The 19562-nt window shown below is 69.2% G+C and carries 16 protein-coding genes and 2 pseudogenes; 9 read left to right on the top strand and 9 right to left on the bottom strand.

The genetic code is table 11. The features are described 5' to 3' along the window. Positions 1–222 precede the first annotated feature (222 nt). Entirely contained in the window at positions 223–966 is a 744-nt protein-coding gene (locus tag ACQPYK_RS50095; RefSeq protein WP_433259389.1) for a hypothetical protein, read from the top strand. Between the two features lie 373 nt (positions 967–1339). Here ACQPYK_RS50095 and ACQPYK_RS50090 read toward each other — a convergent pair. Beyond that, positions 1340–2365, bottom strand: a pseudogene (locus ACQPYK_RS50090) (RNA polymerase sigma factor); the annotation flags it as partial. Between the two features lie 82 nt (positions 2366–2447). Next, positions 2448–2870, bottom strand: a complete 423-nt coding sequence (locus ACQPYK_RS50085; protein ID WP_433259388.1) for a relaxase domain-containing protein — start codon at positions 2868–2870, stop codon at positions 2448–2450. Here ACQPYK_RS50085 and ACQPYK_RS50080 point away from each other — a divergent pair. Both ACQPYK_RS50080 and ACQPYK_RS50075 read left to right on the top strand, forming a co-directional pair. Further along, positions 2857–3288: pseudogene (locus tag ACQPYK_RS50080) on the top strand (DUF6817 domain-containing protein); the annotation flags it as partial. The gene ACQPYK_RS50085 and the pseudogene ACQPYK_RS50080 overlap by 14 nt on opposite strands. 213 nt (positions 3289–3501) lie before the next feature. Next, a complete protein-coding gene (locus ACQPYK_RS50075; RefSeq protein ID WP_433259803.1) occupies positions 3502–3915 on the top strand; it encodes a VOC family protein in 414 nt (137 codons plus the stop codon). Between the two features lie 191 nt (positions 3916–4106). Here the strand turns inward: ACQPYK_RS50075 and ACQPYK_RS50070 are convergent, their stop codons facing one another. After that, positions 4107–4925 carry a phosphotransferase gene (locus ACQPYK_RS50070; protein WP_433259386.1) on the bottom strand — a complete coding sequence of 273 codons (819 nt, stop codon included), beginning with the start codon at positions 4923–4925 and terminating at the stop codon, positions 4107–4109. 238 nt (positions 4926–5163) lie between these two features. Continuing rightward, on the bottom strand, positions 5164–5325 hold the full coding sequence (locus tag ACQPYK_RS50065) for a hypothetical protein (protein WP_433259384.1): 162 nt from the start codon (positions 5323–5325) through the stop codon (positions 5164–5166). Positions 5326–5755: 430 nt separating this feature from the next. Here ACQPYK_RS50065 and ACQPYK_RS50060 point away from each other — a divergent pair, with 430 nt between their 5' ends. The 3 genes from ACQPYK_RS50060 to ACQPYK_RS50050 all read left to right on the top strand — a co-directional run bounded on the left by ACQPYK_RS50060 (position 5756) and on the right by ACQPYK_RS50050 (position 8360). Continuing rightward, positions 5756–6211 carry a hypothetical protein gene (locus tag ACQPYK_RS50060; protein ID WP_433259382.1) on the top strand — a complete coding sequence of 152 codons (456 nt, stop codon included), beginning with the start codon at positions 5756–5758 and terminating at the stop codon, positions 6209–6211. Between the two features lie 182 nt (positions 6212–6393). Continuing rightward, positions 6394–7209, top strand: coding sequence for a BtpA/SgcQ family protein (locus tag ACQPYK_RS50055; RefSeq protein ID WP_433259381.1), 816 nt, complete (start codon positions 6394–6396; stop codon positions 7207–7209). Between the two features lie 62 nt (positions 7210–7271). Then, positions 7272–8360 (top strand): SIS domain-containing protein, encoded by a 1089-nt coding sequence (locus ACQPYK_RS50050; protein ID WP_433259379.1) that lies wholly within the window; start codon positions 7272–7274, stop codon positions 8358–8360. 812 nt (positions 8361–9172) lie between these two features. Here the strand turns inward: ACQPYK_RS50050 and ACQPYK_RS50045 are convergent. The 4 genes from ACQPYK_RS50045 to ACQPYK_RS50030 form a co-directional block, all read right to left on the bottom strand. Continuing rightward, a complete protein-coding gene (locus ACQPYK_RS50045) occupies positions 9173–12121 on the bottom strand; it encodes a DNA polymerase III subunit alpha (RefSeq protein ID WP_433259377.1) in 2949 nt (982 codons plus the stop codon). Then, positions 12016–12705, bottom strand: a complete 690-nt coding sequence (locus ACQPYK_RS50040; protein WP_433259375.1) for a PHP domain-containing protein — start codon at positions 12703–12705, stop codon at positions 12016–12018. The genes ACQPYK_RS50045 and ACQPYK_RS50040 overlap by 106 nt, the downstream gene beginning before the upstream one ends. Positions 12706–12948: 243 nt before the next feature. Continuing rightward, positions 12949–13422 (bottom strand): hypothetical protein, encoded by a 474-nt coding sequence (locus ACQPYK_RS50035; protein ID WP_433259373.1) that lies wholly within the window; start codon positions 13420–13422, stop codon positions 12949–12951. Between the two features lie 166 nt (positions 13423–13588). Beyond that, the gene (locus ACQPYK_RS50030) at positions 13589–14251 is read right to left on the bottom strand and encodes a 3'-5' exonuclease (RefSeq protein WP_433259371.1); all 663 of its coding nucleotides are present in this window, start codon (positions 14249–14251) and stop codon (positions 13589–13591) included. 23 nt (positions 14252–14274) lie between these two features. On the opposite strand from ACQPYK_RS50030, the gene ACQPYK_RS50025 reads away from it, so the two are divergent. The 3 genes from ACQPYK_RS50025 to ACQPYK_RS50015 are packed head-to-tail and all read left to right on the top strand — an operon-like array spanning position 14275 to position 18574. After that, positions 14275–15477, top strand: a complete 1203-nt coding sequence (locus ACQPYK_RS50025; protein ID WP_433259369.1) for a tyrosine-type recombinase/integrase — start codon at positions 14275–14277, stop codon at positions 15475–15477. Then, positions 15474–17996 (top strand): tyrosine-type recombinase/integrase, encoded by a 2523-nt coding sequence (locus tag ACQPYK_RS50020; protein WP_433259368.1) that lies wholly within the window; start codon positions 15474–15476, stop codon positions 17994–17996. The genes ACQPYK_RS50025 and ACQPYK_RS50020 overlap by 4 nt, the downstream gene beginning before the upstream one ends. Further along, the gene (locus tag ACQPYK_RS50015) at positions 17993–18574 is read left to right on the top strand and encodes a DUF6262 family protein (protein ID WP_433259366.1); all 582 of its coding nucleotides are present in this window, start codon (positions 17993–17995) and stop codon (positions 18572–18574) included. Before ACQPYK_RS50020 ends, ACQPYK_RS50015 begins: the two co-directional genes overlap by 4 nt. Positions 18575–18872: 298 nt before the next feature. On the opposite strand, the gene ACQPYK_RS50010 is transcribed toward ACQPYK_RS50015, so the two are convergent. Continuing rightward, positions 18873–19535, bottom strand: a complete 663-nt coding sequence (locus tag ACQPYK_RS50010) for a sugar phosphate nucleotidyltransferase (RefSeq protein WP_433259365.1) — start codon at positions 19533–19535, stop codon at positions 18873–18875. Positions 19536–19562: the final 27 nt, after the last annotated feature.

Genomic DNA, 19562 nt, shown 5'->3' with positions numbered 1-19562 from the left:
AAGTTACACAGCGATCGTCTGGGGCACAAGATCTACATAAGGAATAAATAAAACCAAGAGGTCAAACAGTGATGAAGATCACTTTTCGGGCAGTTGTCTTTCTTGGCTGATGGCACCGGCGAACGTCAGCTCTTAGGGCTCATCAGGCCTGGCAGGGCCCCCGCAGCCTTCCCGTCTCGGGGCCAGGTCGACCATGATGAGACGACGGCCTCGGGGTGGGATGTGGAGGCCACGACCCTGCTGTACGACGACCAGCCGGACCGGGCGCTACGCGCCGCTCAGCAGGGCGTCGCTCTGGCGCCGGCCGGAAGCGTCGCGCAGATACGCCTGGCGGGGCAACTGGCGCGCACCCAGGCCCGGCTCGGACATACCGATCCGGCCGCTGATGCGCTCAACCTGCTGTGTGGCCACGCCGAGCGGCAGGTGCCGCACGCGCGGGGTCTGTTCAGCAGCGCCGCCGCCCAGTCGTGGTCGGTGGCAGCTACGACGAGTTTGTGCCTTGGCCATAGCGAGCAGGCCCGTGCCTTCGCCGACCAGGCGATGGAGGTGTACGGGCTGGATCCGCGGGTTTCGCCGACCAGACGAGCGATCACCGCGTTGGAGCTGGGGATCGCCTGCGCCCGGCTGGGTGATCCTGAGCAGGCAGTCACTTACGGCATGGCCGCGATCTCCACTCCGCGCTACTCCTCGGCGATCGTGGCCCGCAGTTCCAGCCTTGGTGCCACGCTGGAGCGCACTTACCCTGAGGCGACGGTGGTTGCTCAGTTCTCCCAGGACGTGGCCACGCTGAAAGGACGTGCGGGCGGAGTTCAAGGGCGTTTAACTGATCGGGAGACCATCGTGCAGGTAGGTCGTCTGCCTCGTGCGGCGAGCCGCCAGACTGACCAGCCTCCCCTCGCCGGAGGCGGGATCAGATGTCAGTCGGCGGTGAGCCGTTCGGCTTCTGCGTGGGAGTGCCTCGACTAGGACGAGCTCTACCCAGAGGCCGTCCCCGAGGGCGTCGAGTGATGCCATGATCCCTCCTCACCGGAGGGGGCGTTCAGGCCATATCGGCGGCTTACGGGCATGCCGGAACCGATCCGGACAGCGGAAAACTCTCGCCCGTGCTGGGCGAGGGCTTCTTGGTCGCATCTGGGCTCAGCTGGTGCGGTACTCCACCCATGCTCGGCATCCCCGGCATGCGCAAAAGGCGCCCAAGCGGCACGGCCCAATGGCCCAACGGAGGGCATCATGCGCGGCGAACCGGGGGAGCCGGCGGTTCGGTGTGCGGTCACCGCCGGCCCAGCTACCGCCGCCATGACCGGCCGCCGCGCCTCACCAGGAACCCGTCGCCCTGCGACTACACGTAATCGCGCAGCGCTCGGGCGTGGGCGGGGTGGCGCAGCTTGGCCATGGTCTTGGATTCGATCTGCCGGATCCGCTCCCGGGTCACCCCATAGACCTTGCCGATCTCGTCCAACGTCTTGGGTTGGCCGTCTTTCAGGCCGAACCGCAGACGCATCACCCCGGCCTCCCGCTCCGACAGCGTCTCCAGCACCGCGTGCAGCTGTTGCTGCAGCAGGGCGAAGGCCACCGTCTCCTCCGGGGTGATCGCCTCGGCGTCTTCGATCACATCGCCGAACTCGGCATCCCCCTCGACACCGAGCGGGGTGTGCAGGGAGATCGGCTCGCGGCCGTACTTCTGCACCTCGGTGATCTTCTCCACGGTCATGTCCAGCTCGAGCGCGAGCTCGTCGGGGGCCGGTTCGCGGCCAAGGGCGACCAGCATCTGGCGTCGCACCCGCGCCACCTTGTTGATCACTTCGACCATGTGCACCGGAATGCGAATGGTGCGCGCCTGATCGGCCAGCGCACGGGTGACGGCCTGCTTGATCCACCAGGTGGCGTAGGTGGAGAACTTGAACCCCTTGGTGTAGTCGAACTTCTCCACCGCGCGAATCAGCCCCAGGTTGCCCTCCTGGATCAGGTCGGCGAAGGCCATGCCCCGGCCGGTGTGCCGCTTGGCGATCGAGACCACCAGGCGAAGGTTGGCCTCCAGCAGATGGTCCTTGGCACGGCGGCCGTCCTCGGCCAGCCACTGCAGCTCCGCCCGCACATCCGACGGCACCGCGGCGCCGTCCACGCCGCCATGCCGGGTAAGCCGTTCCGCGGCGAACACTCCGGCCTCGATGCGCTGGGCCAGCTCGACCTCTTGTTCGGCCGACAGCAGGGCGACCTTGCCGATCTGCTGGAGGTAGTCCTTGACCGCGTCGGCGCTGGCGCCCGGCCCGGCGGATGGGGTGGGGGAGTGGTCTTCGTCGGGGTCGGGGTCGGACAGGATCAGCACATCGTCGTCGGTGAGAGGTTCGGTGGTGGGTTCGGCGGTGATGGTCACAGCGGCGGCACCTTTCCCGGGGGAAACCTGTGCCGATCACCGTACGTCCCGCACGGGCATGCTGCGGCCGCCCTCAGCACCCCCGCATCCGGCGCCCTGGCGCACTCCAAGCGAGGGCGCTGGCCTGGACCGCCGACAAGCGGCGGCTATCGTCGGCCGAGGCGGAGTGTCCCGGCCGCAGGCCGGACGGCCGATGGGGGGAACTTTCATAAAGATCCGCACTCGCGCTGGAGATCTCCCACCGGCCGGTCCGCCGGTCACGCTCCCAGGTCACGCCGTGGTGTGCGGTCAGCAGATGGTGCACTCTGTCCGTGGCGTAAGCATCGGCTGCCTCGACGCACTCGTAGAGGGCGCGCCGGCAAGCGCCGGTGATGTCGGACCATTCCCCATCAGGGGCACGCATCAGGGAGGCGATGACCGGATGAGCGTGCTGGCCCAGACGGGGAGGGTCGCCGTTGAGCGGAGGCGTGGTCAGATGCCTGATGATCCACCCCATCGGGCCCGGGATCGGTCTGGAGAGAAGGACATCATCGCCTGTCACATGCGCGTGCGGCGTTCCTGGTGACCGCTGCATTCACGCAGAGCGCGCCCCTCCCCTGCCCCTGTCGGCTCTCGCCCGATGGCGTATATCCGGGATCATGACAGCGGATACCTTCACGGATTCGACGACATTCCTCATCTCCAGGGGCGCCGCCGAGATCCCTCACCCCGGCGGCACACTCCTGCCGCACCTGCAACGCGTCGCGACCCAGCTCAAAGCCTGGGAGGCAGACGAAGACGTACAACTCGCCGGACTATGTCACGCAACCTACGGCACAGACGGCTACGATCGCCGACTCCTCGACCTCGCCGATCGAGCCACGCTGATCGAGATGATCGGGTCCCGGGCCGAGGCGCTGGTATACCTCTACGCCTCTTGCGACCGTACAGCGGCCTACCCTGCCCTGCGCTTCGTGGACCGCTTCACGGGCCAACCGGTGGATCCCTCCGCCGCCGGGCTAGCGGCATTTCTCCTGATTACGGCCGCGAACGAGATCGACGTCGTTCGGCACAACGCAGACATCCGCGCCAAACACGGGGCCGCGCTGTATGCGTTCTTCGTCCGTTGCCGGCAGCTGCTGCCGCCGATCGTCTGGGAGGCCGTCAAGGAGACCTTCGCGGTCCGCATCGCAAGCCTCGATCATCTGGTCCTGACCGTGGCCGACATCTCCCGGACGATCGACTTCTACCGGGATGCTCTCGGCATGGAGTCGGTGGCCTTCGGCGACGGCCGTCACGCGCTCACCTTCGGCTCCAGCAAAATCAACCTGCACCGAGCCGGGCACGAGATCAGACCGCATGCTCTTCACCCGAAGCCCGGCAGCACCGATCTCTGCCTGATCACCACCTCGCCCCTGCCTCAGGTGGCCGCCCATCTGACCGCGGCGGGCGTACCCATGGAAGAGGGACCAGTCCCGAGAACCGGTGCGCTTGGCCCGATTACCAGCCTGTATATCCGAGACCCGAACCACAATCTCATCGAGATCGCCACCTACGACTGAGTCGGCAGCCTGGTCTCCCTTGAAGGGCGTGGGGGAAACGATCAAACCCGGCGCGGTGAGCGATCTTCTGACCCCACTCCCGGCGAACGGCGCCGTCTGGCCGCGATCGGCAGCCGGAGGGCCGGGGCAGGTGAAGTCCGCTGCTTCCTTCGCCGGATCGGCGGTCTGGAGTGTCTGAGATGAGGGCCCGGTCAGGCGAACAGGTGGAGGATGCGCTCGGCTTGGCGTTCGAGGGTGCCGGGCGGGTTGTGGGGTGTCGCCGGCCCGTCGGGGCCGAGCTGGAGGAACCAGCCGAGCGCGATCAGGCGGCGAAAGCTGTGTACGCGCTCGGCTTCTGGCGGGGTCAGGTCGAGGCAGTCCAGCAGCAGCTCGGTATCGAGTGACCCGTCGAGCCGGGAGATGTGCTCGGTGAGCTCGCCGAGCTCGAAGGCCCGGTCGTTGCGACCGGAGTCTTCCCAGTCGATCAGTCGCACCAGTCGTTTCTGGCCGTCCCACAGCACGTTGGCGTGGTTGCCGTCCGCCAGGCCGAGGACGGTCGGGAATGTATTGGTGAGCAGCTGGTCGGCGGCGCTGGAGTGCACCCAAGCGGAGCCTGCCCGGAAGACCTCTCGCACCAGCGGATCAGAGCCGAGTTCGGGTTGTGCGTCGATCCAGGCGCGGGTCTTGCGCACGGCCGCCGCCGGACCCCAGGGGGCGGGCTCGAGGTCGTCCACCACGGGGCGGGGGATCTGGTGCAGCCGGTTCAGCGCAGCGGCGATGGCTGAGATCTGCTCACCGGTGGCATCCATGCCGCGCACGACCTGTCCAGGAAGTCGGCTCATCACGATCACCGGCGGGTCGGCCTCGAGCGCGGCCTCGAAGGGTTCAGGGGCCAGGCCGGGCGCGTGTTCGGCGAGCAGGGAGAGGGCGGCCCATTCCCGGTGCGGTTCTCCCCGCGTCCAGGAGGTGTAGCGCTTGACCACGGTGTGGTCTCGGAGTTCGACGCCGTGGGTACACCTGCCGACGGTCATGTGCGACCCCTCTCTCTTTGGACCGGGAGGCCCCCGGTCACGTTCCGTGACGTCAGGGGCCAGACCTTACCGTCGAGGCTGCTGGCCGGTCGGTGATCTCGAAGCGGCCTGGGGACCTTTTCATGCCGCCGCCGACCGCACCGTACGCACCGACCGGCTCTGGGCCGCAACGGCGCGATCGGTGCCTTATGATCTTGGGAAACCTGCCAACCCTTTGTTCGTCGGCGTTGCGAGGCGGTCAGCCGCCATCGCCGCCGGCTCCGGACGACCCTCCGGAGCCGGAAGAGCTCCCGCCGTCATCGGCCAGGAACGCGTGGTAGAGCCAGACCGGTCCGGCCACGATGCCCGTGCCGACGACGATCACCAGGAGTGCCTCCAGCACGTCCAGCAGTTTTGACATGGCGCTTCTTGTGCTCCGGTTCGCACGCGACGCCGTCACGGTAGTCCCGCGGCGCCTTGGCGGCCAGGCGCGCGGAAACTACCTGTCGCATCGGCCGCCGTGCGGCCACCCCAGGGGGACGGGCCCCGCCCAGGGCGTCACCCGATGTGTCAGGCCGGCGGGGCGCCCGGGAGCGCGGCGGCCGTGTCTGGCCCCCTTCCGCCTGCTGGTCGTTGGTGCGGTGACGCTCCTTGCCCAGCAGGAACGACACGCCCGGACGAACATCGCCCTCACGGAATGTTGTTCTCCTGCGTTCGGCGGCTGACCTGCGGCGATACCGCGCGGGCGGACGAAGCGGAGCGGAAACCGCCGCCATGGATCAGGACGGCGACGGGCCGAGGCGCGAGCGGGCTAGCGTCCCCTCGACCTACCCACCGACCCGAAGGATCTGATGATGATCAGCCATGCCGCCGATCACGGCCAGGCAACGCCGCTCAGCGACGCTGCCGACGGTGTCGACGCCGGCCTGCTGGCCGCCCTGGATCACGTCATGGCCCGTGAACCACAGCTGAGCTGGCTCGGTTTCGACCTGGCCCAGCCGACCGGCCACGGCAGAAGGCCCGCACGGCTGGAAAGGCAGTTCCAGCACCGACGCGTCGAGCTCCGGCAAGCCGCTCCCACCGTGCTCAAGATCCACAACTGGCTGCGCGAGACCATTACCCCCATCGCCACCCCCACCCGGCCGGCCACTCCCGTGCGGCACCTCGCGCAAGCCGCCCTGGATGCCGAGGTGTACCTGGGCGAACTGGTCGCAGCGGCCCTGATCGCTGGCTACCCCATGCGTTGCCGCGGGAGAGATGTCTGGTTCGGGATGAGCCGAAGGGACGTGGACCGGGCGAGCCGATAGGGACCGCACCGCCCGCCCCTCCCATGGCGAGGAGCTCGGCCGCTGCGCGGCGTCCGGAGGGCTGTTCGTGATCAGGGGTGGGCGATCGGCTTGGAGGGTGTCATGGTGGGAGAAGCCGGAGATCTTGACGTGGCTCACCTTCGCGGGTGGCCTGTGGCGGGAAAGGGGCGGGCATGCCGGGCATGGGCGACACGTCGTGGCTGGGGCGCGGCAAGCTGGTTCTGGGCATGATCCACCTGCCGCCGCTGCCCGGCACCCCTTACCACGACGGGGGCTGCGTCGAGCCGATCGTGGAGCGCGCGGTGACCTCCGCGCTGGCGTTGCGGGAGGGTGGCGCGGACGGGTGCCTGATCCAGACGGTGGATCGGGTGTACGCCGCCGGGCAGGACTGCGACCCGGCGCGCATCGCCGCTCTATCCCTCATCACCCGCGCCGTGGTGGAGGCGGCCGGGCCCGGGTTCCGGGTGGGGGCGCAGTTGATGCGCAACGCCGTACAGGCTTCGCTGGCGGTGGCGAAGGTCGCCGGCGGGGACTTCACGCGAGTCGGCGCCCTGGTGGGGGCAACCATGACAGCCGGCGGGCTGGTGCAGGGAGATCCGCTGGCGGTGGCAGAGTACCGGCGCAAGATCGACGCGTGGGAGGTGAAGGTGATCGCCGAGGTGGAGTCGATGCACTTCACCTGGTTCGGCGGCGGCAAGACCGTGGCCGAGGTCGCCGTGCTGGTCCGGCAGGCGGGCGCGGACGCGGTATCGCTGTGCCATGGCGACGACGACGTCACCATGGGCATGATCGCCGCGGTCCATGCGGCCTGCCCCGGGCTGCCGGTCATCCTGGCCGGGCACACCCATCACGGCAACGCCGCCCGCCTCCTGGGCTCGGAAGAAGGCGCGGACGGGGCGTTCGTCGGCACCTGCCTGGAAGCCGACGGGTGGGGCAGTGCGATCGACAAGGACAAGGTGGCGGCGTATGTGGACATCGTGCGCTCCGCCCAGGGATAACCGTGCTCCCCGCGGCCGGGGAGCACAGGTGCCGGGCGGTGCGGCAGGAGAGGAAGACGAGAATGACGGTGGCTCCTCTCTACACGCTGGCGGAGATACCCCGCCAGGTCGCGGCGCTGGGCGAGGACCTGCGCTCCTTGTACGCTCAGGCCGCTGACGCGGCGCGGGAACTGGTGAGTGGGCCGGGGTGGGCGGGCATCTCGCACGTGATCGTGACCGGCAACGGCGACTCCTTCCACGCGGCGCTGGCCGCCCAGATGGCCTTCCACACGTTCGGTGGGGTAGTGTGCGAGCCGGTCAGCACGTTGCGCCTGCTGGCATACGGCACTCCGTGGCAGCACCGCCCGGCGCTCCCGGCGGGCACGCTGGTGGTGGGCGTCTCCGCCTCGGGCGGCAACGCCCGGGTCGTCGATGCGCTGGTGTGCGCGGCCGGGCACGGCGCCCGCACGCTGGCCGTCACCGCCGCCGCCGGGAGCGCCGTGGCGCGGGCCGCCGAGCACGCCCTGGTGGTGCCCCTGCAGGGGTTGCTGCCATGCCCGGGGATCCGCACCTACCAGGCCAGCCTCCTGAGCCTGTTCCTGATCGCGATCGAGATCGGCCGGGTGCGCGGCCACCTGGACGCGCACGAAGCCGACGCGGTCGGTGCCGAATTGGCGGCGGCGGCGGACGCCGTGACGGCTACCGCCGCGATGGTACGGCCGGGCTGCGCGCACGTGGCCGAGCGGGTGGCCGACGCCCCGGTGGTGCTGGCGCTGGGCAGCGGCCCCGGCTACGGCAGCGCCCAGTTCGCGGCCGCCAAACTCGTGGAGGCGGCCGGGGTGTTCGCCACCGGGCAGGACCTGGAGGAGTGGGAGCACGTGGAGGTGCTGGCCCATCCGCTGGACATGCCGACTCTGGTGTTCGCGTCGCCGGGCCGTACCCGGGACCGGGCGCTGGCCGTGGCCCGGCGGGCTCGCGCCTTCGGCCGTACCGTGGTCGCCGTGGGCCAGGAGGGCGACGCCGACCTGGCGTCGGCCGCCGGGGTGCTGTCGCTGGCCGGCGGGGTGCGCGAGGAGTTCTCACCGCTGCTGACTCAGGTGGTGGCCGGCTATCTGGCCGGTGAGGTCGCTGACCGGCTGGGGCGGGTGCCGTTCTCCACCAACCGCCCCTGACCTCTTCGACGTGATCGAAGGCCGTCGTGCGGGCCCGCAAGCTGACCTGGCGACGGCCGCGTCCAGCGCGGTGCGGGCGCATCCGCCCTGCGGCAGCCGATCACGCAGAGCCTTGACCGGGACCGGCGACGCAGTGCTGGCCAACCTAGTGTTCGCGCTGCCTGCCGTTCCGGCCTCGGCCGCCGACCGCTCGGCGCTGCATCTGCTGCTGGGTGAGATGGTGGCCCCGGCAGGGCCGATCGTGGTGGTCTTCGCCTTGGCTCGTCTCGGTGCCCGGCTTCGGCGCGGCGCAGCTGGCCGGTGCTGTGCTCGGCGGGCGGCGGAGGCCGTGTCTCAGACGTTGAGCATGACCTGTCCACCCGCATCCGGCTGAGCCCTTGCGGGCGTATCCGAACGCAAGGGCACACACCGGCGAACTGACACTGGGTTTGGACATCGACCAGTTCTCGTCCCTCGGTCACGAACTGGTCGTACCGTTCCTGGGTGACGTGCCCGATCATGGTCGACCAGCAACAGCGGAGCGGCCGCGCCCGGGTGACAAAGATCCCGTGCTCGCCGAGTTGCACCGCGTCCTGCATCGTGCCCCGGCCCGCGCAGGTGTGACCGAGCCGAGGATGAGTATGAGTAGAGGTCATCGCAGGCTGTCGAATGCGCGTCGCGCACGAACGCCGCGAGCGGCAGCGCGGATGGGCACTATGTCGCTGACCAGGCGAACCGGCGCCCGCCACAGCGACCGGGGCGCATCGCTCACCATCACCGTCTCGCCCGCCCCTGCGCGGAGTAACCGGCCTTCTCTTTTGCCGGCCGCCGATTCACCGCGCCGCAGAAAGAGGCCGCCGGCCTGGGGCGGGGCCGAGGCGGCGGTGGACGGCGTCGATGTCGTGGGAGCGCCAGAGGGCGCGCAGTTCGGTGAGGTCCCAGCAGCCGGTGGCGGTGACCGACACGCTACGCGGGCTGCTGCGGCGGATCCGGCCGCGCACCAGCAGCAGGTGGCTGTCTTCGGCGGTGGCCGCGTAAGCGGCGTGGGTGGGGGCGAAGAAGACCGTCTCGGTGATGCCGGTGCCGTCGTCCAGGCTGCAGAACATGATCCGCCGCCCGGTCGGCAGGGGCGGGGCGCAGGCGGCCACTTTCACTCCGGCGACCAGCACGAAAGTCCCCTCCGCACAGTCGGTGAGGCGGGTGGAGGCGGTGACGGCGAGCGCGCGCAGCAGCGGGTGGTAGGCGGTGATGAGGTGCCGACTGGCGTCCAGGCCGAGGATGTCGAGTTCGGCGGCGACCTGGTCGGCGTCGCTCATGTCGGGCAGGCCGCTGCGGCGGGGTGTCTCGGCGACACCGAGGGCCAGCGGTAGCTGCTGCGCCACCCCGTCGCCGGCATCGACCGGCGGCCGCACCGGGCCCCGTCCTGCCGCGCCCCGGCGAGCTGGCCGGTTGCGCGGCCCGGCGGAGGTCCACCGGTGCAGCTCACCGACCTGCAGCAGCAGGTCGCGGCGATTGAGCCCATCTCCGGCTCGACGGCCGCCGCGGTGAGACAGTCCGTGCAGGGTGTCGAAGGCGCCGGCCAGCACCAGACGTTCGGCGATCGGCAGGCTGGGGCGGGCGCGCTGCCAGCAGTCGGCCAACGAGGCATACGGCTGACCGGCGACGAGGCGGGCGACTTCGGCGTCGGTGATGCCTTTGACCGCGGCCAGCGCGAGCCGTACCCCGAAGCCGCGGGCGGCATCGTCCCCGTCCCCGTCCCCGTGTGGGGGGAGGGGTTCGATCCGGTACGGGCCGGCGCTGCGGTTGACATCCAGAGGCAAGATCGCGACGCCGTGGCGGCGGGCGTCGGCCAAGATCAACCGCTTTGGGTACATACCCGGCGCATGTTCGAAAAGGGCGGCGTAGAAGGCGGCCGGGTGGTGGGCTTTCAGCCACGCCGACTGCAAGGTGGGCAGGGCGAAGGCGGCCGCGTGGGCTTTGGCGAAGCCGAACGACCCGAAGCCGACCAGAATCGGCCAGATGCGCTCGACGACGACGGCGTCGTAGCCGCGGGCGAGCGCGGCGGCGGCGAACCAGGTGTGCAGCCGATCGGCTTGGCCGTCATCGGCCAGGGCGCGGCGCACCTCGTCGGCCTCACCGAAATCGCAGCCGGTCATGACGGCGATGATGCGGATGACCTGCTCATGGAAGACGACCACGCCGCAGGTCTCGGCCAGCACCGGCGCCAGGTCCGCGTGCGGATAGTCGAGCGGGGCGTGGCCGTGCCGGGCGGCGAGGAACGGAGAGATCATGTCGGCGGCGACCGGGCCGGGCCGAAACAGCGAGATGTCGATGATGAGATCGGCAAAATGCTCCGGCTGCAGGCGGCTCAGCAGGTCGCGTTGGCCGGGCGACTCGATCTGGAAACAGCCCACCGTCTGCGCCGAGCGGATCAGCGTGAAGGTGGCGGGGTCGTCCAATGGAACCTGGGCCGGGTCGTCGATGTCGACGCGGCGGCCTTCCACCCGGGCGATCTCGGCTACGGCGTGGGCGAGGGCCGATTGCATCCGCACCCCCAGCACATCGAGTTTGAGCAGGCCCAGCGCTTCGACGTCGTCCTTGTCGAACTGGCTCATCAGCAGGCCGCCCGTATCGGCCGGCACGGGCTGGACGGGGCTGCGATCGGGCAGGGCGGCATCCGACAGGATGATCCCGCACGGATGCATCGCCGCATGGTGGGGGAGTCCGTCCAGGGCCTCCACCAGCTCCCACAGCAGCCGCAGCTGGCCGGGGCGGATGCCGCGCGCGGCCAGTTGCGGCAGCTCGGCCATCGCCCGGCGCGCGTCCCGGGCCCGGATGCACGGGAAGGCCGTGGCCAGGGCGTCGAGCTCGCGGCGGTCCACGCCGAGCGTGGCGCCGGCGTCGCGGATGGCGCTGCGCACCCGGTAGGTGGCGGGCGCCGCCACTGCGGCGACCCGCTCGGGCCCGTACCGGGCAAGGATCGCCCGATACACCTGCAGCCGGCGCGCTGATTCCACGTCCAGGTCCACATCGGGCAGGCTGCGGCGCCGCGTCGACAAGAACCGCTCCATCAGCAGGCCGTGTCGCAGCGGATCGACCCCGGAGACGCCGAGGGCGTAGGTGACCAGGCTGCCCGCGGCCGAGCCGCGGGCGGCCACCCGCACCCCCATGCCGCGGATCATGGCGGTGATCTCGGCGATCGTCAGGAAGTAGGGTGCGTACCCCAGCCGCGCGATCACGGCCAGTTCCTCATCCAGCCGCCGTAGCACCGCCCGGTCTGCGCCCAATCCGCGGGTGTTCAGGCCGGCCTCGCACCGAGCGCGCAGCACCCCGTCGACGCCGCCGGCGTTCACCGACTCCCGGGTGTCAGCCGCGGCGAGCAGGTGCGGCTCGGGAAAACGCACCCGCCCCGCACCGATCCCCAGGTCGGCGACCGGATCCAGCGCGCACGCCTGAGCGGTGGCCAGCGTGCACGCCAGCAACCGATCGACGGCCGCCGATGGCAGAGCGGCGGCCGCGGCGACCTGCTCGGCTACCTGCCGCATCGCGGCGGGGGACTTGAGGTAGGCCTCGGCGTTGGGATGACGAGCCCGGCTGACCGGCAGCCGACGACGGCAGGCCGCCAGCACATCCCCCACCCGCGCGCCGGAGCGTTCGGCGTAACGCACCGCGTTGGTCAGCACCGGCACGAGGCGCTGCTGGGCGGCGAAGGCCAGCATCCGCCCGGCCAGGACAAGCGACCCCGGCCCCGGACTGGGAGACAGATGGCAGACGATCTCCACCCGGACCGCGTCCTGGCCGAGCGTCTCCTGCCAGGCGCGCAGCCGCGTAAGCGCCCTCTCGGCGTCCCGGTCGATGATCGCGCGCCGACATCGGAGTCCGGGCCCAGCAGCACCAACACCCCACCCCGGCCGGTATGGGCGGCCAGCACCTGCCTGCTCAAGAACGGCTGCTCGCGGTCGGCGGCGTGCACCGCCGAGATCATCCGGCACAACGCACTCCACCCGGTCATATCACGCGCCAGGAACGTCACCCGGCACCGGCCGCCATGCTCGCCCAGGCATCCGCCGCGGTAGGGCACCTCCGCTGGAAAGAGCTCCTCAATGGCCAGCTCGGCGCCGAACACCGGCCGCACCCCCGCCGTGCGGCACGCCATGGTGAAGCGAACCGCACCGGCCAGGCTGTCGCGGTCGGTCAACGCCAGCGTGGTCATGCCCAGCTCGCCCGCGCGGGCTGCCAGCATCTGCGGCGGCGAAGCTCCGTGCAGCAGCGAAAACCCGCTGGCGACGTGTAAATGCGCGAACTGCTCCTCCGGCACGGGCGCTCCCCCTTTTTCCAGCGGCGGGCCGGGGAGAACATCCCGCATCGAATACATGTTCGATCAGTATGTGCCGGCAGTCGTCGCCGCGACCGGTTCGACGCGCCCGCAACCGCAATCTCCTACCGCGCCTACCGCGCCTGCCGCGCCGGGCACTGGCGGAGGTCCCCCCTCCGACGAGATTGGGAGGTCAGCTCAGCGGCTGGAGCACCGCAAGCCTGATCCGGCACCTCCAAATCTGGCATCCCCAAGCCGTGGCCGCCGCCGGTGGCGCCATGGCCCGCCGACTGATCACGCCGAGGCGCCCAAGCGGGGCACCGCCCGATAGTCCTGGCCGTCAAGCCGTTGGACCTGCGCCGCGAGGACCCGGCGGCCGATGACGCGCGGGCGTCGCGGCCAGGTGCCCCGATCGTCGATGATCTGCACCAGGTCGGCCCACCACATCCGCGGACCGCTCTGCCACCAGGCGCTCAAAAAGAACGCCGCCCCCTCATGCGTCACCAGCGGCGGCGCAGCGAGCGCACGAGGACAGGCCCCGCGGAAAACGTCGTAGTTTTGGCCGTCGACCCGCTCGATGTCGTCGATCAGCACCTGGGCGCCGGCCAGGGACAGCCGATGAAGCGGATCGTTGTCGTCGCTGGTGTGCACCCAGGCGATGTCGGCCACTGGCGGCCCGTCCGGCGGGATCCGCCTGCCGCACCACAACACCACCGCGCTGCGATAGATCACCAACGGCGGCAGCGGAAGAGGAGCCGGGTCACGCACACGGCGACCCTACCGGCCGGCCACGGAGTTTCCGATAACCCGTTCGGGAACCCCGCCGTATGTCGGCGCCGGGCTGCCGGGGCGGCCACGACGAGGGCCACCGGCCTCGGATGCCGCGCGGGCGCGGCTGCAGGAGATGTCGATCACCGAGGGCTGTCTGTGTGGGTCAGAAGAGCTCTGCTTGAGAGCCCTCGCCGGCCAGAAGGCGTTTGGGCGGCCGGCCGCCGTCGGCGTCCAGCTCGTGCAGGGCCCGCCAGCGGCCTGAGGCGGAGCCGTCGCAGAGGATGCGCCGCAGGACCTGCGCGGTGGCCTGCACGTCCGGCATCGCCCGATGACGGTCGACCGGCATCGGGATGCGCAGATAGCGCAGCAGCGCATCCAAGCGGTGGGAGGACAGCTCGGGGTAGATGAGGCGGGCCAGCCGTACGGTGTCCAGCAGCGGCGTGGCCGCCAGCGTCCGGCAGTGGGGTGCCTGGTGAGCGATGAGTCCGGCCTCGGTCGGGGCGTGGTGGGCGACCAGCCGGTAGGGCGGCATGCTCAGCAATGCGTCCAGGTCGGCCATGACCTGCTCGGGACCGGCCGCGCCGGCCAGCATGGCGGCGGTGATGCCGGTCTGGCGGACGTCGAAGTCGGTCATCGGCACCTCGGCTGGAGGTTTGATCAGCGCCTGGAACCGCCAGGTCTCCACCAGCTCGTCGTCCTTGGGCGTCAGGGCGAGGGCGGCGACCTCGATCGGCACGGCCGAGCGGCCCGCCGGGGTCAACCCCTCGAAGTCGATCACCACATAGGTTATCTTCTGTCGCTCAAGATCCTCCAAAAGGTCAGGCATGTAGGTTTACCTCCCTGATTCTGATGGATTCGTACGCGATGGTGAGTTTGTTAGGCATGTTGGATGTCCAAGAAGAGTTGCCTCGGAAGTTCGTGGCGGAGCGGGCTATCCACCCTCGGGGGGAGGCCGACGCCTGGGTGGTCGTTACCGACGACTACGAGCTGCATCCGCAGGCCACGACCTACCTCGGATCGCTGCGAGCGCTCGATCGGTCGGTGAACACCGAGCGGATCTATGCCGGTCGTCTCGCGCTCTACCTGTCGTACTGCGCTGAGTACGGCGTCGACTGGGCCGAGCCGCGCTTTATCCAGCTGCAGGAGTTCATGCGGTGGCTGATCGAGCAGCCGCTTCCCTCGCGCGCCCGGCGGCCGCGGCCCGCCCGGTTCAGAAAGCAGAGCACGGCGAACGCGGTGTTCACCGCGGTGTCGGAGTTCTTGCGGTTCGGCGTCGGCCCCGGCTGGGTCTCCGCGGAAACTGCTGCTCAGCTGACGGAACCGAAGTATCTGCAGTACCTCCCACCCGGCTTCAACGCGGGAGAGGACGGCCGGTTCCGCACGATCCGGGCCCGGCGGATCAAGTACCGCGTCGCGGTCGAGGGCTATGAGTGGCTGTCGGCTGAACAAGTCGACCGGCTGATAGCCCTGGCCGGCCGGGCTCGAGACCGGTTCCTGATCGTCTTGCTGGCTTGCACCGGGATGAGGATCGGAGAGGCGCTGGGATTGCGGCGCGAGGATCTGCATCTGCTGTCGAACTCCGAGTCGCTGGGCTGCTTGATCCCTGGGCCGCACGTCCATGTCCGACGCCGACGCAACGCCAACGGCGCCTTGGCGAAAGCGAGGTCGCCGCGATCGATTCCCGTCACCGAGCAGGTCGTCTCCGCCTACACCAACTACCTGCACGAACGGCATCAGGTGCTTGAGGCCCGGATGAGTGACTTCGTGTTCGTCAATCTCTTCCGCGCTCCACTCGGCCAGCCGATGCGCTACGGCAACGCCAAGGGGATGTTCGACCGGCTGGCCAAGGCGGCCGAGTTCATCGCCAGGCCGCACCTGCTGCGTCACAGCGCCGCCACCAGGATGGTGCGCTCGGGCACCCGCCGAGAGGTCGTCCAGGACATCCTCGGCCATGTTTCCCCTTCCTCCATGGATCCCTATCTTCATGCCAGTGACCAGGACAAACGGGAAGCTGTGGAACGGGTCGCGGCGCGGCGGACGGTGACCGGATGACTGTTGAAGCACTCGCGGTCCTCTCCGGTGGGGACCGCGCCGAGGCCGATCAGCAGGCATGGACGACATGGCTTTCGCGGCTGGTGGACCCGTCGTGGCGGCCCAATGAATGGAACGCCGATGCCTGGCTGTTCACTGGCGACATCACCAACCCCAAGACCGCCGCCTACGGCTGCTCCGTCAATGCATGCGATCGCGTCGTCATGTCTCGCAGCGCACTGTGTGATCTTTGTGAGCGCCACTTCGAGCGCAGCGACCTGGACAAGGAGTCGTTCACCAAGGCATTCGTCCCCCCTCCCGTTCGACGGATCGGGGTGGTGCCGCAGAACTGTCGGCTGACCAAGGGAGAGGCACGGTGCCGCCGAGACGCCACGACGGCCGGCCTCTGCAGATCGCATCACCGCGCTTGTGACGACTGGCGGAAGCGAAGGCCAGGAACCACAGTGGAGGACTGGCTCCGCGCCACCGAGGCCGGACCGCTGGATCGCCGGCCGGACTGCGTCGTCGTGGGCTGCACGCGGCAGCAGGCGACCGTCACCTCCTTGTGCGCGTTGCACCGCGTCCGGTGGAAAGCCGCGGAGAAGGGCGCGTCCGCCACGGGCCGCCTGGACTTGGACACGTGGGCGGCCTCCCAACACCCCTACACCGCCATGCACGAATTCTCCCTGGCAGGACTGCACCCCACGTTTCGCCTGGAGCTGCTGCACGGACTCCAGCAACGCGATCTCCGCGGCGGCAAGATCGATCCCCAGGCCGTCCGGTGGGTCGTGTTCAACCTGCACCACCTGCCGAGCCTCGTGACCGCGCCGGCGGAAGAGCTGGACGCCCTTGACCGGAAGGCCTACTCCAACGCCAAAGCCTTCCTGCGGGAGGCCCGGTGGGCGGCCGAGGTCGCCCACGAGAGATTCCGCGGCATCGACCCCGCCGACAAGACGACCTGGGACCTGGTCGCGGTGGGCATCCCGTCCTCGGCGAGCCTCTCGGGCCGGCGCCGCAACGTCGGAACCGTCGACTTCAACCAGTTTCCCCAAGCCTGGATCCGCGAGCTCACCTGGGAATGGGCCCGTGCCACCCGGCCGACCAGCAAGACCCTGGGACACCGGCTGCGCGCCTGCAAGATCGCCTCCAACGCCCTGTCTCAGCGGCCAGGCGGAGGCACGGACATCGCGGCCCTGCAGTTCGCCGACATGACCGTGGTGGCAGCAGCCTTCCGAGCCCTGCTGAGCAAGGACGGTACTCCGCTGCTGGCCAAGACCCGCCGCGACTTGCTCATCGCTTTCTACGAGGTCCTCGACTTCGGCCGCGAGAACGGCTTCCTCGACCGGATGTCGGGCTCCTTCACCCGCCACGCCTCCCATCGCATCCCCGACGAGGAACCCAACGAGGACGAGATCGGGAAGGCCCTGCCCGAATCCGTCATCCATCAGCTCGACGCCGCGCTCGACCTGATCGGCCACAACTTCGTCTACGGGCTGATGGCGCCGCCGGACGTCACCGCGATGTTCACGGCCGTCTACACGATCCTGCGAGACACCGGACGCCGGCCCCACGAAGTTGCCAGGCTCCGATTGAACTGCATCGAATGCGAGGACGGCGACTATTTCCTTATCTGGGATAACGGAAAGGGGCGCCGAAACCGCCGGCGCCTTCCCATACCCACCTCCACCGCTCACGCGATCCTTCAATGGCGCGAGCATCGGCTCACCCTGGAGGTTCCGGCCAGCAGCCGCGACTACCTCTTTCCGGCGATCAGCGACGACGGCGGCGTCCCTCACCTGCGGCCGGGCAACCTTGCCCGCGCCATCCGCGCCTGGGCGGACTCGATCCCCGTGATTAATTCCACCATCCTGAAGGCTGATGGAACGCCGCTGCCATTCGACCGTAGTCTGATCATTCCCTACGCGTTCCGGCACAGCTACGCCCAAAGGCACGCCGACGCGGGAATCGACATCGACGTCCTGCGGGAATTGATGGACCACAAACACATCCAAACGACCCTGGGATACTTCAAGGTCTCCCTGAAACGGAAACGCGAGGCCGTCGATACGATGCGGCTGCACGTCGTCGACCGCAGCGGCCGCCCCGCGCCCATGGCGTCTGCCACCGCTTACGAGGCCCGCTCGGTCGCCGTCCCTTTCGGCAACTGCATCGAGCCCAGCAACGTCAGGGCCGGCGGAAAAGCCTGCGCCATCCGCTTCCAGTGCGCCGGATGCGGCTTCTACCGGCCCGACCCCTCCTACATCCCCGCAGTCGAAGATCACGTGCGCTCCCTGAAGGCGGACCTGGAAACCGCTCGCGCCATGGACGCCGCCGACTTCGTGCTCCGCAACCTCCAGGACCAGCTGGACGCGTTCAAGGACGTCGTCGCGCGCATGGAGGCCGGCCTGGACCAACTACCCGCCGACGAGCAGGAAGCGATTGCGCAGGCCAGCGCCGTTCTCCGCAAGGTCAGAGCCACCGCCGGCGGCCGGACCCTCCTACCCCTCACCGTTCTGAACCGACAGGAGAGCAGCAGGTGACCACCCTGCCGACCCCAGGTGACGTCTTGCGAGAAGCTCGACGGCGCGACAGCCAGACCAAACGCAAACAGGTCCTGGCCGCCATCGACAACATGCTGACCAACAACGAGAAGATCACTTTCGCGGCGGTCGCCCAGGCCGCAGGCGTCTCCCGCTGGCTCGTTTACGCCGATGGCATGCGCGAGCACGTCGAGAACGCTCGGCGCCGCCAGAACACCAGGAGCCCCAGGCAAGCCAAGGCCACGGGCGCCACGGTGAGTCCTGCGGGCCTTCAAGTCGAACTCGAGCTCCTTCGACAGGAAAACTCCCGTCTCCGCGCAGAAGAGCGCCGACTCAAGGAAGCGCTGCGGCGACACCTCGGACAACAACTCGATCAGGTTGGCGCGGCCGACCTTGCGCAGCGCGTCCAAGAGCTCACCACGGAGAATCAGCGCCTCAGCAACGAGCGAGACAGCGCGCGCACCGAGAACGCGAAGCTCGCCCAACAACTCAACGAGACCGAAGACGACCTCGCCGCCGCCCGTCTCAGCATCCGCCGGATGATCCGCTACGAAAGCACTACCAGCTCGACTGGTTGACCAGATCACCCATGGCCAGGAGCGCCATGCCTTACATGCCTGCCTATCGGGCATGACCTGTGACCAGCGGAGAAGCTTGACAGGAGTAGATAAGGTAGGTGTGGCGGGTGAAGTCGGCATCGGCGGCCAGCCTCTGGCACCGTGGCGTCCATGCGGTCACGGAGCCAATCATCGTGGCTCTGCCCCTCCGACGTCCCTTCGACGGCAGAGGAAACGAACGCGGCGTGGCGTTTATACGCCATGGTCGCCAAAGGCTCCGCTTACCCGCAGGTCCCCTGGTCGTCGTCTTGCAGACCTGCTAGATCATCGAGCCGGACAAGGGTGGCAGGAGGGTGCCCTGGGCCTGGGCAGCGGCGAGGTTGGCCGCCAGCCAGCCGACGGTACTGCCGCAGTCGTGATACTGACCCGCTACGGGGTGGACCAAGACGTCGTGATCGCGGGCATAGGCTGCGATGGCGTCGGTGGCCTGGTATTCGCCGTTCACCGCGCACGTGAGCGCATCGAGGTAGTCGATGAAGTCGCCTGACAGCAGGGCGCGGCTGATGTTGATGTGCGCGACGGGGTCGGCGTGGTGGGCGGGCTTTTCCACGATGGCAGCCAGCAGTTGGTTGCCGTACGCGTCGTGTCGTGTGGTCAAGATCCCGTAGCGGTGTGCATCGGCGCCAGGAACGGTGGCTGCCGCGATAGCGGCAGGCGTGTTGGCGTGTTTACGAGCGGCAACGAGGTCGGCGAGGTCGGAACCCCCGTCGGGACGTAGGAGCAGGTCGTCACCGGTAAGGAAGAGAAAGTCGTCACCGTCGACGAACTTGCTTGCGACCATCGCGGGCACCGCGGTGCCGTAGCGGCCGTGGCGGGGCTGCTCAAGGAAGATGAACTCGGCACCGCGGTGAAGGTCAGCGAGTACTTCGTACTTGGACTGCCAGCCGCGCTCGGTGAAGTGAGCTTCAAGGACCCGTCTCACCCGGGCGTCGGTCCGGGCGCCTCTGAT

The organism is Streptosporangium sp. CA-135522 (genome assembly GCF_050949235.1).
Taxonomy (GTDB): Bacteria; Actinomycetota; Actinomycetes; order Streptosporangiales; family Streptosporangiaceae; genus Streptosporangium.
This window is presented reverse-complemented; position numbering and strand designations above follow the sequence as displayed.